At 48.9% G+C, this 13623-nt stretch carries 13 protein-coding genes and 1 other RNA gene; 3 read left to right on the top strand and 11 right to left on the bottom strand.

Features of this window, described 5'->3' with window-relative positions; genetic code table 11:
* The 7 genes from Q0E49_RS06760 to Q0E49_RS06730 all read right to left on the bottom strand — a co-directional run.
* On the bottom strand, window positions 1–1053 hold a 1053-nt coding region (locus Q0E49_RS06760), incomplete at its 3' end, for an ArgE/DapE family deacylase (RefSeq protein ID WP_295747334.1).
* A 15-nt stretch (window positions 1054–1068) separates the two neighbouring features.
* Window positions 1069–1905, bottom strand: a complete 837-nt coding sequence (locus Q0E49_RS06755; RefSeq protein ID WP_295747332.1) for a transporter substrate-binding domain-containing protein — start codon at window positions 1903–1905, stop codon at window positions 1069–1071.
* A 198-nt stretch (window positions 1906–2103) separates the two neighbouring features.
* The gene (locus Q0E49_RS06750) at window positions 2104–4596 is read right to left on the bottom strand and encodes an ATP-grasp domain-containing protein (RefSeq protein WP_295747330.1); all 2493 of its coding nucleotides are present in this window, start codon (window positions 4594–4596) and stop codon (window positions 2104–2106) included.
* A 1-nt stretch (window position 4597) separates the two neighbouring features.
* Window positions 4598–5677, bottom strand: coding sequence for a carbamoyl phosphate synthase small subunit (locus Q0E49_RS06745; RefSeq protein ID WP_295747328.1), 1080 nt, complete (start codon window positions 5675–5677; stop codon window positions 4598–4600).
* Window position 5678: 1 nt separating this feature from the next.
* Window positions 5679–6590, bottom strand: coding sequence for an RluA family pseudouridine synthase (locus Q0E49_RS06740; protein ID WP_295747326.1), 912 nt, complete (start codon window positions 6588–6590; stop codon window positions 5679–5681).
* Entirely contained in the window at window positions 6591–7028 is a 438-nt protein-coding gene (lspA, locus tag Q0E49_RS06735; protein WP_295747324.1) for a signal peptidase II, read from the bottom strand. It abuts the gene before it with no gap.
* Entirely contained in the window at window positions 7028–7426 is a 399-nt protein-coding gene (locus tag Q0E49_RS06730) for an EbsA family protein (RefSeq protein WP_295747322.1), read from the bottom strand. Before Q0E49_RS06730 ends, lspA begins: the two co-directional genes overlap by 1 nt.
* Window positions 7427–7453: 27 nt before the next feature.
* On the opposite strand from Q0E49_RS06730, the gene Q0E49_RS06725 reads away from it, so the two are divergent.
* Window positions 7454–7843 (top strand): ribonuclease HI family protein, encoded by a 390-nt coding sequence (locus tag Q0E49_RS06725; protein ID WP_295747320.1) that lies wholly within the window; start codon window positions 7454–7456, stop codon window positions 7841–7843.
* A 37-nt stretch (window positions 7844–7880) separates the two neighbouring features.
* On the opposite strand, the gene Q0E49_RS06720 is transcribed toward Q0E49_RS06725, so the two are convergent.
* From Q0E49_RS06720 to Q0E49_RS06705, 4 genes are all read right to left on the bottom strand, one after another.
* On the bottom strand, window positions 7881–9032 hold the full coding sequence (locus tag Q0E49_RS06720; protein WP_295747318.1) for a class I SAM-dependent RNA methyltransferase: 1152 nt from the start codon (window positions 9030–9032) through the stop codon (window positions 7881–7883).
* 83 nt (window positions 9033–9115) lie between these two features.
* An RNA gene (gene rnpB, locus Q0E49_RS06715) (RNase P RNA component class B) lies at window positions 9116–9485 on the bottom strand.
* Window positions 9486–9498: 13 nt separating this feature from the next.
* Window positions 9499–9870 carry a cell division regulator GpsB gene (gpsB, locus tag Q0E49_RS06710; RefSeq protein ID WP_295747316.1) on the bottom strand — a complete coding sequence of 124 codons (372 nt, stop codon included), beginning with the start codon at window positions 9868–9870 and terminating at the stop codon, window positions 9499–9501.
* A gap of 126 nt (window positions 9871–9996) precedes the next feature.
* Window positions 9997–10587, bottom strand: coding sequence for a DUF1273 domain-containing protein (locus tag Q0E49_RS06705; protein WP_295747314.1), 591 nt, complete (start codon window positions 10585–10587; stop codon window positions 9997–9999).
* An 80-nt stretch (window positions 10588–10667) separates the two neighbouring features.
* Between Q0E49_RS06705 and recU the strand changes: the two genes are divergently transcribed.
* Window positions 10668–11285, top strand: coding sequence for a Holliday junction resolvase RecU (gene recU, locus Q0E49_RS06700; RefSeq protein ID WP_295747336.1), 618 nt, complete (start codon window positions 10668–10670; stop codon window positions 11283–11285).
* An 11-nt stretch (window positions 11286–11296) separates the two neighbouring features.
* The gene (locus tag Q0E49_RS06695; protein ID WP_295747312.1) at window positions 11297–13528 is read left to right on the top strand and encodes a PBP1A family penicillin-binding protein; all 2232 of its coding nucleotides are present in this window, start codon (window positions 11297–11299) and stop codon (window positions 13526–13528) included.
* The last annotated feature ends 95 nt before the right edge of the window (window positions 13529–13623 follow it).

Genomic DNA, 13623 nt, shown 5'->3' with positions numbered 1-13623 from the left:
ACCCGGACCTATGATCAGGCTGGTAAATTCCTTGTCGGCCTGGGTAAACTCCTGTCCATCATTAGCACCAGTGCTGACCGTCGGGGTCGGTTGCCACCCCAGCACCTGCTGCGCAGTCGCCTGCACTTGCTGGATTAACACCGAATCAGCATCGCCGTCCATTGGTTCTTCCGGAAAACTGTAACGAATACTGAGATGGTAGCCCGGCTGTTGGTTTAATTCCGCTACCGTGCTGTCAATGGCGTCATAAACAACCTTGTTCGGGTATTGCGGGATCGTCCGGATATTGCCAGCTAACACCGCACGGGATGGCACGCTATTAATCTGTTCCCCACCATTGAATTTTGAAACAATGTGGGTCAGTTTGCCCAGTGCTGGATCTGTCTGGTCAAATTGGTCGAGCTTGGCCTTTGCCAACTTCGCAAATTCAAACAGGTGGTCAATCGCATTGATCCCGTTTTCCGGACGTGAGCTGTGTGCAGCCCGGCCAACCGCCGTCACGTAATAGTCAACGACACCCTTGCAGGCATAAGTTACATCATGCAAATCATTGTTAGGTTCACACACAATGAGGGCATCTAAGTCATTAGCGTAGCCTTTCTTCGTTAGTTGCGCTGCTCCGTAATTACCAGTTTCTTCTCCAACAGTTGCCAGCAGCTTGATCGTCCCCGGCAAGTTGGCCCCCTGTTCTAGCAATTCCAATAAAGCGACCACCACGGCTGCTAACCCGCTCTTCATATCACAGGCCCCACGACCATAGAGTTTACCGTCTTTTACCGTGGCTTTAAACGGGTCAGTTGCCCATGCTGTTAGATCACCAGGATCAACCACGTCCATGTGACCAGTAAACCCAAGAACCTTTTCGCCGTGCCCAATTGTGACAACCACGTTATCGCGTCCCGGCGCATAATTAACTTTCTCCACCTTGACGCCCTGGTCAGCATAAGGTTCAAAGAGCCCCGCTAAATAGTCAGCCAAGGCTGCTTCGTTATTATTGACCGTTTTCGTATTAATAATATGTTTAAAAATCGCCAGCTGCTTTTCTTTATCCATTTTATCGCCCTCACGTTATTGGTTATTAGCAATCTGCAAATCAACCGCTTGCTGGTAAAGCTTTTCCAACGTCCCGTTCTTCTTATCCTTTTCAATGACCTTGTTGATCTGCTCTAATAGTTGCTTATCATCTTTCCGGGTAACAATCCGGACACCGGCAGCCTGCTTGCTGTATTTGAAGTTGATGTTGTCAGCAATGGCGTAGTCATTCGGGTGCTCCTTGACATAGGCCTTAGCGGTATCGCCGCCGCAAACAACGCCATCAAGAGTCCCGTTCTTCAGTTCCGTTGTCAGGCCAGCCAGCGAGCTTTCGGTGACGACCTTGGCCCCCTTCACCTTGTTAGCAATCTTTTCCTGTTCTGACGACTGCTGTGCACCAAGTGAAGCGCCACTTAAGTCAGCAATACTCTTGTACTTATCCTTATTCTTCGGTGAGACCAAGAGAACCTGGGCCCGCCCACTGTCATTGTGGTAAACCTTGGAGAAGCTAACCACCTTGGCCCGCTGCTTAGTGTAAGCCATCCCCGCCATCACCACGTCGACCTTCTTATTTTGAAGCTCAGTAATCAGCGATGGGAAAGACATATTCACGACCTTGACGTGTTTAATTCCCGTCTGCTTAGCAATTTCATGGGCCAACATGATATCGTAGCCGACAATTTCTTTTTTGCCGTTCTTTACAATCTGAAAGTCATAGGGCGCAAAGTCAGCGGACGTACCGACTACTAATTCATTCTTGTCCTTCACCTTTTGAAAACTATTATCCTTTTTTCCGCAACCACCGAGAAGTCCGCCAAGGGCGACCACAGTTGCAAATGCTAATAAAATCCCTTTTTTTAAATTAAATTTCATAATTATGCCTCCACGTAAATGTCGTTTAGTAACCACCATCAGTCATTCGTCGTCGCATCCCACTTACCTCGTTCCTTAATTATTTATGCACTTATTATACACTTTAAAAACCAATATGCAATATTTATTCAAAAAAAGCGTGAGCAAAGTCCCTTAGTGAACTTCACTCACGCTTGTCATCACTTATTAAGATGCTGGTTAATCTTGGTGGGGAACGAGAAACATTGTCGCGCCCATCACGTTTTTCGCACTGAGCTGACCATTTTGAACACGCAACTCCTTAAAGGGAAACTGTGCCTGGTAAACAGCCCGCTCTACTAGCCGGGGATGCTGCACAGCAACCTGCTGTTCGTCATCAAGGACATTGGTGGCAATTTGACTATATAATCCTGGAATATCAAGCGCCAGGGCCTTCGACAAAAAGGCCACGTCCGTCAGCGGTAATGGCAGTAGCCCTTCCCGTTTGATAGTGCCATCCTGGTGCACTGACATGACGAGCTGGTACAATCCTGGCTTACTCAGCGAAGGCCGACACTGGTCAACCAAGCGTTCAACCTGGTGCTTATCGATCGCTGTTAATTCTACCGGAAGGTACTGGTGAGTCGACTGGTAACTCAAATTCAGCGGCGACTGATAATCGGCAGTGATTGCCAACTGGTAAAGTTGGTTGCCGTCGAATAAGAGGTCGCAGTTATAAAGCGGAAAGTGACTACTAATGCTCCGGGTATTACGGTCGATCGGCATCACTAATAACTTGGTTTCATCGGCAACATTCAGTTCAGCCAATAAGTCAGACCGGCTAGACGGAACGAGGAGGTAGTCTGGGTGTTCAACGCCCACAATCGACTGAATGTTTTCCGCGATTAGTGGTTCTAAGTAACGTTTGTTAGCCAATAATGGTGATAACGTGACTGAGCTGGGATTATTGTTAACCACGATTGTATGGTAGCCATAGTGACGTAACTTTGCCAGCACGGCAGCGTAAAAGTAATCACCAGCACTGCCGATGCCTAGCTGAAGCGGACCCGCGCCCACCACCATCACACTAGGAGTGGCTGTAACCTGTGATTCATCCTCCATTTCAAAGGTACTGTAATAGGTCGCCACATCAGTCACAAATTCGCCCCCGGTTGGTTCGACCATCTTGTACGTCCGGTTAATGCCATTACCGTGCCGCATCGCAGCAATCCGGCCCTCGCTCAGGTCCCATAACTCGGCAATAAGCTGGTCAGGAATTCCCAGATACTTAGCCTTTCCCAGCAGTTCTTCATTGCCTGAATGATCTTTCAACTGCTTGACCAGCTCCAGCAGTTTGGCCAGTTCAACAAAGTAGTATTCATCAACCTTGGTCATCTCAGACAATTCTTCAGGCGAATAACCGCGCCGTAAAGCCTCCATCAATAAGTACAACCGACCAATCTGGGGGTGAATAAGTCCAGCAATGAGCTCATCTTCGCTCAGCTTTCGCTCTGCTTGTAAGCGGAGATCTTCGCCGTGATCAAATGAGATCGCCTTGCATAATGCTTCCTCCAGGCTGCGTCCGACTCCAATTACTGAACCCAGTGACTTTTTCTGGGTGGACAAAAGGCGGTTCTTACCGTGGAGGATACTTGAGGGCCAAACGGGAACACGAACTGCGACCCGGTCCATCGCCGGTTCGGTCACTGCCGCGTGCCGATAATAACCATGGTCAAGGTGAATATCCACCAGGTTCATCCCCGCATAGAGTTGCCCAACGACCATCCCTACCGGATAACCAGTGGCCTGGCTGACAAAGGTACTCATCCGATCCAAGTAAGGACTGTTCTTGATGACATAAAACTGTTCCTTTTCCTCATCGAGAGCAAATTGAACGTGGTTGATCCCCACTACCCGCAACTTCCGGGTAATTGCAAAAGCGATGTCTCGCATATCCTGAATTTCACGGTCAAGCAGGGTTTGCGCCGGCGTCACCGCAATGGAGTCCCCGGCGTGAGTCCCAATGGGGTCAATGTCTTCAACCATCGCCAACTGCATCATGGTGCCTGAAGCATCGCGGAGAACAATGACTTCAATTTCCTTGAGACCAGCCAGGCTCTGTTGAATCAGAATCTGTCCGGCCCGAGAACGTTGCAAGCCGATCGTCACCGCTTCATGCATCTCGTTATTGTCGTGGACAATCCGCCAAAAACTGCTGGTCCTCGGCATGATGGAACGGATAATTGCCGGGTAACCGATCTGGCTGACAGTATTGTCGGCCGCCTGGTAATTATCAACCGTCGCAATTTTCTTGGTCGGTGCATCCATCGTGTGGAGAGTACGGCTCAGCATCACTGGGTTGTTAATCTGGCGAATTGTTGACAGGGGACTGCCCAGCACTTCCACATTATTTTTCTGCAGAGTACCGCTCTCAGCAACTTCCTGGATAACTTCAAACGCGTGCCGTCCCCCTAACGTGGGCACAATGTAGCGGGGATGGTACTTGTCAATCAGGTTTTCAATATTCGTGCTCGTCACGGGAACGATTTCTGCATGATCGACCGCCACTTTAGCATCCAGCGAAAACGAAAAAGGGTTGGTACTAATCAAGATCGTCGACAACCCCTGCTTCTTCAGACTAGCCGCGATATCAAGCGTTAAAGCATCAAGTTCGTCACCATGCTGCAAGTTATCGGCTTCCGTTCCGATTAGCAAGACATAATTTTGCGCCATCTTATCGCCCTTCCCGGACGCGCATGGCGTCCATAAATTCATCAAATAAGCTGTTGGTTTCATCTGGACCCGGAGCCCCATCCGGGAAAAACTGCACTGAAAAAGCCGCGTAGTCACGATGACGCAACCCCTGAATTGAACCGTCAAGCAAGTCAACGTAGGTCACGTAAAGCTGCGTTCGATCAACAGCATCGTGGGTGAGAAGATAACCCTGGTTTTGCGTCGCATAAACAATATGGCCAGTGATCACTTCTTTGATCGGGTGGTTCATTCCGCTATGATCCGGGATAAGCGGTTTCAAATTACAGCCATTGGCAATGGCAAACAATTCATGCCCCAGCCCAATCCCGAACAGTGGCACGCGAGTTTCCACCTCCCGAATCATCTCCAGAACAGAAGTACGCAGACTCGCCGGGTTACCAGGACCACTTGACAAAACGATCCCATCCGGGTCTAACCGCAAAATTTCTTCAGCCGTGGCGTTATATGGTAAAACGGTGACGTTACACTTGCGCCGGCTGAGTTCCCGTAAAATGCCATTTTTCAGACCAAAATCAATCACAACGACGCTCATCCCCACATCAGGGTTTGGGTACGGCTTGGGAGCAGACACCTGGGCGACTTGCTGGTTGGTTAAAACGGTTGCTTGCAACTGGTCGAAGGCGTGTTCATCGGGTACCGGAACAATACTCCCCTTCAACACCTTACTGGCATCGCGCAGCCGGTGGGTCAAGGCCCGCGTATCAACGTTTGCAATTCCCGGAATGTTCATGGAGTTAAGGTAACGGTCAAGTGTCAGCCGCCGTTGCTTATTCGTCGACACGTTAGCGACGTTCCTAACGACCACACCCTTGATAGTAGGCACAATAGATTCATAGATATTCCGTTCAATCCCGTAGTTACCGATATTGGGCGTTGTAAAGACGACGATTTGGTTATGGAAAACCTGGTTAGTAATTATTTCTTGGTAGCCAGTCATCACCGTCGTGAAGACCATTTCTCCGAAAGTCACCGCCGGTGAACCAAAGCCAGTCCCCGGAAAAACGGAACCATCCTCTAGAATTAAATAACGATCAGCCATGTTAATCCTTCTCACTTTGCCGTAATTTTGCAATCATTTGCTGAAAATAAGCCGGTAGCGGGGCTGTAAAGACCATTTCTTTCCCGGTTGTTGGGTGGACAAACCCGAGTAACCGGGCATGAAGGTATTGTCCCTTCCCCGGCAACGTCTTTCGCGGACCATAAAGTGGGTCTCCAGCCAGGGGGTGCCCGACAGATGCCAGGTGCACTCGGATCTGGTGAGTACGACCCGTTTCTAGCCGGCATTTAATCAGGGTGTAATTGCGGTATCGCTCAATGACCTTAAAATGGGTTACCGCATGCCGCCCATCTTCCACAATGGCCTGCTTTTTACGATCCTTGCGTGAACGACCGAGAGGAGCATCAATCGTTCCCCGCTCTTCCTTAATCCGCCCGTGGACCAACGCTAGATATTCTCGCTTGGTAGTTTTGGCCTTGAGCTGGGCCGCCAGACTCTGGTGAGCCCGATCATTCTTGGCCACCATTAATAAACCCGAAGTATCCTTGTCAATCCGGTGAACGATCCCGGGACGAAATTCACCGTTAATCGTCGACAAGGGGCAATGGTACAGCAACGCATTTACCAGGGTATGGTCCGGGTGCCCCGGCGCTGGATGGACAACCATTCCTTGTGGTTTATTAACTACCAAGACATCGTCATCCTCATAGACGATATCTAGCGGAATATTTTCCGGTTCAAGATCAATTGGGTGCGGTTCTTCTGGTGTTACGACGACCTGGTCGCCAACTTTCACTTTGTATTTATCCGCAACTTGCTGCCCGTTCACTAGGACCATGCCCTTACTAATCCACCGTTGCAACTTGGAACGCGAAAACTGAGTTAGGCGGCCAGCAAGAACCTTATCTAGTCGACCACTGTCCTGCTGTTCAATTGTCAGTTGAATTGGCGCCATTTAATCATCCTCTTTAAGAATTTGGATTGCCAACAGTACCACTCCGACCGTCAGCAGTGCGTCGGCAACGTTAAAAACTGGAAAATTAACCGGTAACAGTTCAAACATATCCACGACGTAGCCAAACCGTAAACGGTCAATGAAGTTCCCCAGCGTTCCCGCTAAAATCAAGCAAAGGCTACACTCAGCCCACCGGTAACCACGGTAGTGTTTCATCAACAAACCAATCACTACCAATGCCACCACCGTCACTACCACCAAAAACCACTGTTGTCCTTCCAAAATACTCCAGGCAGCGCCCGGGTTGTGAAGGTTGGTCAGGTCAAACAATCCCGGAATAAACGGCCGGGACTGGTTGAGGGGGATATTAACAGTAACCAGCCACTTTACTAACTGGTCGAGGGCGAGACAAATCACCGTCAATAAGACGTAAATCATTACTGAACTCCTTGTTGAGCATTCTTCAATGTCCGCTGAAGGTCGACGATGGACCGGTGGGAAAAGGTATAGGTCATTACTTCACCGTTAACGGTCATCGTCATGGTGTGCTTGGTAAAACGCAGCTGCCGAATATCTTTTAACGGCACCACTAAAAAATCACGCTGCAGCAACCGGCTAAACGTCATCGACTGTGGATTCACCGTTACTGTCCGCCGTTGGATTGCAAAAAATGTTAAAATCAAGAAAATTAGAAACAGCAGTGCTGAAATCCACTGAAAATGCGTAATTTCCAACCAAACGACAATCCCAGCAATCAAAATCAGCAGAGTCCAACACCAGTCAATAATTGAACTGGTCAAATCAGGCTGATAAAAATACTTTTTTGTTTCCTGCATCTTAGCCCTCCAGAAAGAAGTAATGTCATGATCTCTATTTATACCGACGCGGCAACCAAGGGCAACCCTGGGCCAACAGGTCTGGGCATCTTAATCATCGTTAATAAACAACAGTTCCAGTTAACGAGTACCATTGACCTGGCTAATAACCATGAAGGCGAATTTCAAGCGGCCATTGCTGGTTTTCGTTACCTGACCGCTCATTTTACTGCGCAAGAAGTGGTGCTCTTTCACACGGACAGCCAACTCGTTAAGGACGCTGTCAGCAAGCGCTATGCCAAACACTATTCGCCAGAATTAGCTACCCTGCTCTCCCTCATGGACCAGTTTGAGACGGTGATTACCCGCTGGATCCCTGAAAAAGAGAACCACGGTGCCCACCACCTCGCCAACCAGGCTCTTCACCAGCTGGAATAACTTTGTTAATCTCCCCAAATTATAGCAAAAAAGCCCGTTAATTCGTAGAATGATGGGCACGCACTTTCTTGCCCCAGTACTGGAAAAGATCCGTTCGCAAAGCGCCATTATATAGTTTGCGCCGCTTGGTTGCTTGCTGACCGTAGTATTTTTCAAATTCCAAGTCGGCAGTCAGAATGTACTTACTCCAAGAAGTCAGTGGTCGGTAAAGCTCACCCATTTGGCGGTACAGCTGCCGTGCCTCTTCCCGGTCACCCAACCGTTCACCGTATGGCGGGTTCGCCACGATGACTCCGTTGAGTTCGTCAGTCCGCCAGTCTTTAACTGCCAGCTGCTTGAAAGTAATGTCATGAGTTAAGCCGGCTGATTGGCAGTTACGCTTGGCAATGTCAACCATTTGCTGGTCAATATCATAACCATGAATTTCCAACTGGACGTCGTAGTCGGCCAGGCTATCTGCCTCGTCTCGGACTTCGTCACTCACGGTTGGCCCCACCAGGTTGACCCACCGCTCACATAAGAAATCACGGTTACTTCCTGGGGCAATATTGTGACCGATCAACCCGGCTTCAATGGGGATGGTTCCTGAACCACAAACGGGATCTACAAATGGATTATCACTAAACCAGTGTGCCAACAGAACCAAGGCCGCCGCCATTGTTTCCTTCAGTGGGGCACCACCTTTTTCCTGACGATAGCCGCGCTTAAACAGACTATCACCGGTCGTATCCAAGGTCAGCATCACGTGGTCTTTCACAATCGCTACCTCTAACGGGTACAGCATCCCACTTTCTGGGAGGCGAGTCCGCCGGTGGTAACTATCTGCTAGTGACTTGGCCACCGCCTTTTTGACAATGGCCTGGACACTAGGAACATGATGCAACTGTGAGCGATGACTTTTCCCTTCAACCGGAAACTGGGCATCTACTGGTAAGTACTGATCCCAGGGCAACGCACGCGTCTGTTCAAACAGCTCGTCAAAGGTCGTCGCTTTAAACTCACCGACAACAATTTTAACCCGGTCAGCCGTTCTTAACCAAAGATTCGTTTTAATAACGTCCTTCATCGTACCCTGATAGCGGACGCGGCCGTTTTCCACCCGTGTTTGGTATCCTAAACGGCGTAACTCCTTGCCGACTAACGCCTCGACCCCGGATGCTGCGGTTGCAATTAGCTGGTATTGTTGCATCTGTGCCCCTTCTTTCACTAACTTATAATCATTATCAATTCCACAAAAAAACCCGGGAGAATCCCGGGTGCCTGTTTGCAAACCTCTGTAGGCCATGTTTTGTCGTAATCCAGTTGTCAGGCACAACTGAACCGAGGTTATCATCTGTCTCAGGGCATTTGCCCTCCCCTGGAATCGCTTCAATTCGCTATCCAAAGCTCCCCGACCAAAGTTTGGGTTTACCGCTTGAGGGGTTTACCGCGTTCCACCCTTGCTGTTTCCAGCAAGGATCGTCACTGTGGCACTTTTCAGAACTACTCGGGCATAGCCGAAGCCTTAGCCGTTTCATTCGCCGTCACCTAAAAGGTGCCCCGCCTTATTTTTTCAGCGAGCACAAACACTACGGACATCGCAGCCCGTGCGAGCATGGACCTTCCTAACGCAATGCAAGATTGCGCTCAATAACCCAAGGTTTGCAAAGTCATTCTTATAGTAAATGCGAGTCAGAATCGTCGCTTTCGCCGTTACCCATTTGGGTGCCGAAGACGCGCCGTTCCAGATTTGACAACCGCTTCAAGATATCGATGTTGGTAGCACTCGAAACAGGTTGCGACCCTTCATTTGCACTGCGGCCCATATTAGAGCCTACTGCAACTTGACGGTTTAATTCATCAACTTTGGATTTGAGCCGTTCATTTTCGTTTTGCAGCTGGGTCAACTTAGAATGAAAAGTATCGTAATCCTTGATCACGATGTCTAAGTAGGCATCGACGTCGGCCTCATCATAGCCTTTTCCAATACTCTTTTCTTTAAACTGCTTATGCAGGATATCCTGAGCAGTCAGTTTGATCTCACTCAACTTTTTCACACCTCATTCGCTGATTTATCCGTCAACAAGTTTTATGTTACCAAAAAATTGCTTTGTTGCAAAGGAGAAAAAAGGAAAATACTACTTTAATCAGTAATCTTTGATAAATCTTATCTTTTAACTATTGAAGCGACCATCTTCTTCGGCCTTTTCCCGTTGGTGCTCGCCCCATTCTTCGGCTGCCGTTTGTAATTCATCAAAGTCCACTAACCGTAGCGGGTAGTCATGCATTTCCCCGGCCTGTTTGATCGCAGCATAGTCCCACTGCGGCTTCCCCTTATGGTCCGGATCATAAATCATCACCGCCTCATCGCTATAATCTACCATAAAGTCGGTGTAAGCCCGTAACTGTGCTGGTGTCTGGTAAGGGCCCTTCGTGACCGTCGATGCAAAATCAACTTGTTGACGCAGCTGTGCCAACTTCGCCTGATTATTTTCATTCCACCGTTGACCAAACTGTTCATAAGGAGTCATCATCGCAATTTTAAGTTGCTGATAATCCTTTTTGAGTGCCAGTCCTGCCTGAACCGCCCACTGGTCGACACCAAGGTTGGCCCCAGTCAGCAACCAACAGCTGTCCGTCGTTTCGTTCAGCTTTTCCGCTAGGATTTTACTAATTACTTCCTTTATTACCGTCACTTTAGGGTCGTTATCCTGAAAAACGTTCAACTCAAACGCCCGGTAGCCAGTCACCCAGATTCGCCTCATTTTGCTACCTCCTTATTAATATCTCCGCCGTATTCTGCTTTCTCTGGTATAATAGCACCTAGTCAAGGGAGGGAGTACCCATTTCTATTCATTATCCGAACGGTCAGCGGCCTCACGTTGGCAATAACTTTCATGATGAGATTCCAGCGCCGCACCAATCAAGTTTTGCGCGGCGGGGAATGACGCTAGAAAAAGCCGTCAATGACAGCAATGAATTCTACCGCACTCATCACCTCGCTGTTGTCCACAAGAAACCGACACCGATTCAATTAGTGAAAGTTGATTACCCCCAACGTAGTCAAGCAGTTATTCGAGAAGCATACTTTCGTCGCCCGTCAACTACCGACTACAACGGTGTCTATCATGGTTACTACCTCGATTTCGATGCTAAGGAGACTAGGAATAAGCGTTCGTTTCCACTCAAGAACTTTCACCAGCACCAAGTGACCCACCTCAAAGAATGCATGCTGCAAGACGGGATTTGTTTCGCCCTGATCCGCTTTACTACTCTCGAGCGAATCTTTGTTTACCCCGCTTCCAGCCTGCTAATTGACTGGGATCATTACTGCAATGGTCAAAAGAAGTCGATTCCCTTAACCAAAATTATTTCTGACGGCTATGAGGTCTATAGCGGTCTCAACCCCCGGGTTGACTACCTCGCCGGGGTTGACCAGCTAATCGCCGCCAGTCAGCAATAAAGGAGTAAAACATGGCAGATAATAATCAACCATCAAGAGAAGATTACTTGATGGACAAACGACCACCCCGTGGTGGAAAAAACAATCACGGTTTCTCGGTCAAACGGATCCTGCTGTGGATCTTAGGTATTATCGTTCTCTTAGTCCTTGCCGGCGCCTGCCTCTTTTTCTACTACGCGTCAAGCGCCCCGAAGATTAGCCGTAACGAGTTGGCTAGTCAAACGACGACAACAATTTACGACAGAGACGATAAGGTTATTTCTCGTTTAGGTGCCCAAAAGCGTGATTATGCCAAGAATGACCAAATTCCTGATAACTTAAAGCACGCTGTTGTTTCTATTGAAGACCGTCGCTTCTATCGTCACCACGGGGTGGACCCCGTTCGGATCGTTGGTGCGGCCGTCAATAACGTCTTTGGCCGCTCTAGTGGTGAAATGCAGGGGGGCAGTACCCTGACGCAGCAACTGGTTAAGCTGTCCGTCTTCTCGACGGCTGCCTCTGACCGCACCTTCAAGCGAAAGGCTCAGGAAGCGTGGTTGGCGATTAACGTTGAACACCATTTCTCCAAGAACCAGATTTTAGACTTCTACATCAATAAGGTTTACATGGGCAATGGGGTTTACGGAATGAAAACTGCGGCTCAGTACTATTATGGAAAAGACCTTGACCAACTGTCTCTTTCCCAGTTAGCACTGTTAGCCGGGATCCCCCAATCGCCAACTTATTACAATCCGCTGGCTAGTGACACTACCAACGCAACTAAGCGGCGTAACGAAGTCTTGAATGCCATGGTTCGTAGCAAGTACATTAGCCAGGCAGATGCCGATAGTGCCAAAAAAGAAAGCGTCACTAGCGGCTTAGACCCTGACCATGGGGATACTTCAAGTGGTGACGCCAACGTCGATGAAAAAGTCATCGATCCCTACGTCAAGGAAGTAATGTCCCAGCTATATGCCAAGGGTTACAACCCTTATACTGACGGGTTACAGGTTCACACCAACATGGACCTTGGTGCTCAAAAGCACCTTTACAACGCCGCTAATAATTCTATTCCTTTCCAGAGCAACCAGATGCAAGCTGGTGTTGCCGTTACTGACCCGCATAACGGACAAATTGTTGCCATGTTGGGTGGTCGTCACTTAGGCAAGACCGTCTTCGGCCTCAACCGGGCAGTCCAAACCGACCGTTCATCTGGTTCTACTGCTAAGCCAATTATGGATTACGGTCCAGCAATCGAATACTTGCAGTGGCCAACCTACAAGAGCGTGAAGGACACCAAGTTTACCTACCCGGGAACGAACATTGTCCTCCACGACTTTGACCACCAGTACAAAGGGACCATGACCATGCGCGAAGCACTGATTCAGTCCCGAAATGTGCCAGCAATTCGGACCCTGCAGACCGTGGGAATTTCACGAGCAACTGATTTCTTGAAGGGGCTTGGCATTTCTCAAAAGAAGCCATACACCCTGCAAAACGGGATTGGCCTCTATATCTCCCCACTTCAACTGTCTGCGGCTTACGCGGCCTTTGCAAATGGTGGGATTTACTACCGCCCATATTACATTTCGTCAATTACGACTCAGGATGGGAACACCAAGACTTACCATAAGCATGGTCAGCGCGCGATGAACCGTGCTACTGCGTACATGATGACCTTCATGTTGAAGGGCGTCATTAACAGCTCGCAGGGTAGCGGGACTGCTGCCCGGCTTAGCGGTGTTCACCAAGCAGCCAAAACTGGGACAACCGAGTTCCCTACTAGTGGGCACAGTGGGGTGATGGATTCCTGGATGGCCGGTTACACCAAGAACTATTCCATCGCTGTTTGGACCGGTTATGACCACCCGATGGCAGCTGGCGGCGGTATTTCCGACACTTACGTCAACTCCGCCCAACTGTTGTACAAGTCGGTCATGGCCTACCTTGATAACCGCAACCATGCTAGCAACTGGCGGATGCCTTCCTCCGTGGAAGCTGTCCGCTACCATGGCCATCGCGAACTGGTAATTAAGGATTCGAAGTGGGCAATCGGTATGATTGCCGATAGTGAACGTGAAGAATCAAGCGAAAGCTCATCGTCTTCCTCGTCCTCTTCTTCATCCGCCAGTTCATCGAGTAGCAGTTCAGAAAGTTCCAGTTCAAGCTCTGAAAGTTCCAGCAATAGTTCTGCAGAATCGTCATCTCCATCTACACAACCTACACAGCCTGGACCAACCAAGCCAAGTAACACTGGACACTAGCAAAAAACGATTGGGAAAAATTGAAGTGCTTCATAATTGTTAGACAAAGTGATCTAACAATTGTGAGGTGCTTTTTTGACTAAATATTCACCAAC

The organism is uncultured Limosilactobacillus sp. (genome assembly GCF_934202235.1).
Classification (GTDB): Bacteria; Bacillota; Bacilli; order Lactobacillales; family Lactobacillaceae; genus Limosilactobacillus.
The sequence above is the reverse complement of the archived record's forward strand: the minus strand, read 5'-3'. Positions and strand labels throughout refer to the sequence as shown.

Excerpts from the sequence above, each read along its gene's own strand:
- Q0E49_RS06755 (WP_295747332.1), bottom strand. The coding sequence starts at position 1,905 with ATGAAATTTAATTTAAAAAAAGGGATTTTATTAGCATTTGCAACTGTG.
- Q0E49_RS06705 (WP_295747314.1), bottom strand. The coding sequence starts at position 10,587 with ATGAGGCGAATCTGGGTGACTGGCTACCGGGCGTTTGAGTTGAACGTT.
- Q0E49_RS06695 (WP_295747312.1), top strand. The coding sequence starts at position 11,297 with ATGGCAGATAATAATCAACCATCAAGAGAAGATTACTTGATGGACAAA.
- Q0E49_RS06740 (WP_295747326.1), bottom strand. The coding sequence starts at position 6,590 with ATGGCGCCAATTCAACTGACAATTGAACAGCAGGACAGTGGTCGACTA.
- Q0E49_RS06725 (WP_295747320.1), top strand. The coding sequence starts at position 7,454 with ATGATCTCTATTTATACCGACGCGGCAACCAAGGGCAACCCTGGGCCA.
- Q0E49_RS06750 (WP_295747330.1), bottom strand. The coding sequence starts at position 4,596 with ATGGCGCAAAATTATGTCTTGCTAATCGGAACGGAAGCCGATAACTTG.
- lspA (WP_295747324.1), bottom strand. The coding sequence starts at position 7,028 with ATGATTTACGTCTTATTGACGGTGATTTGTCTCGCCCTCGACCAGTTA.
- Q0E49_RS06745 (WP_295747328.1), bottom strand. The coding sequence starts at position 5,677 with ATGGCTGATCGTTATTTAATTCTAGAGGATGGTTCCGTTTTTCCGGGG.
- Q0E49_RS06720 (WP_295747318.1), bottom strand. The coding sequence starts at position 9,032 with ATGCAACAATACCAGCTAATTGCAACCGCAGCATCCGGGGTCGAGGCG.
- Q0E49_RS06730 (WP_295747322.1), bottom strand. The coding sequence starts at position 7,426 with ATGCAGGAAACAAAAAAGTATTTTTATCAGCCTGATTTGACCAGTTCA.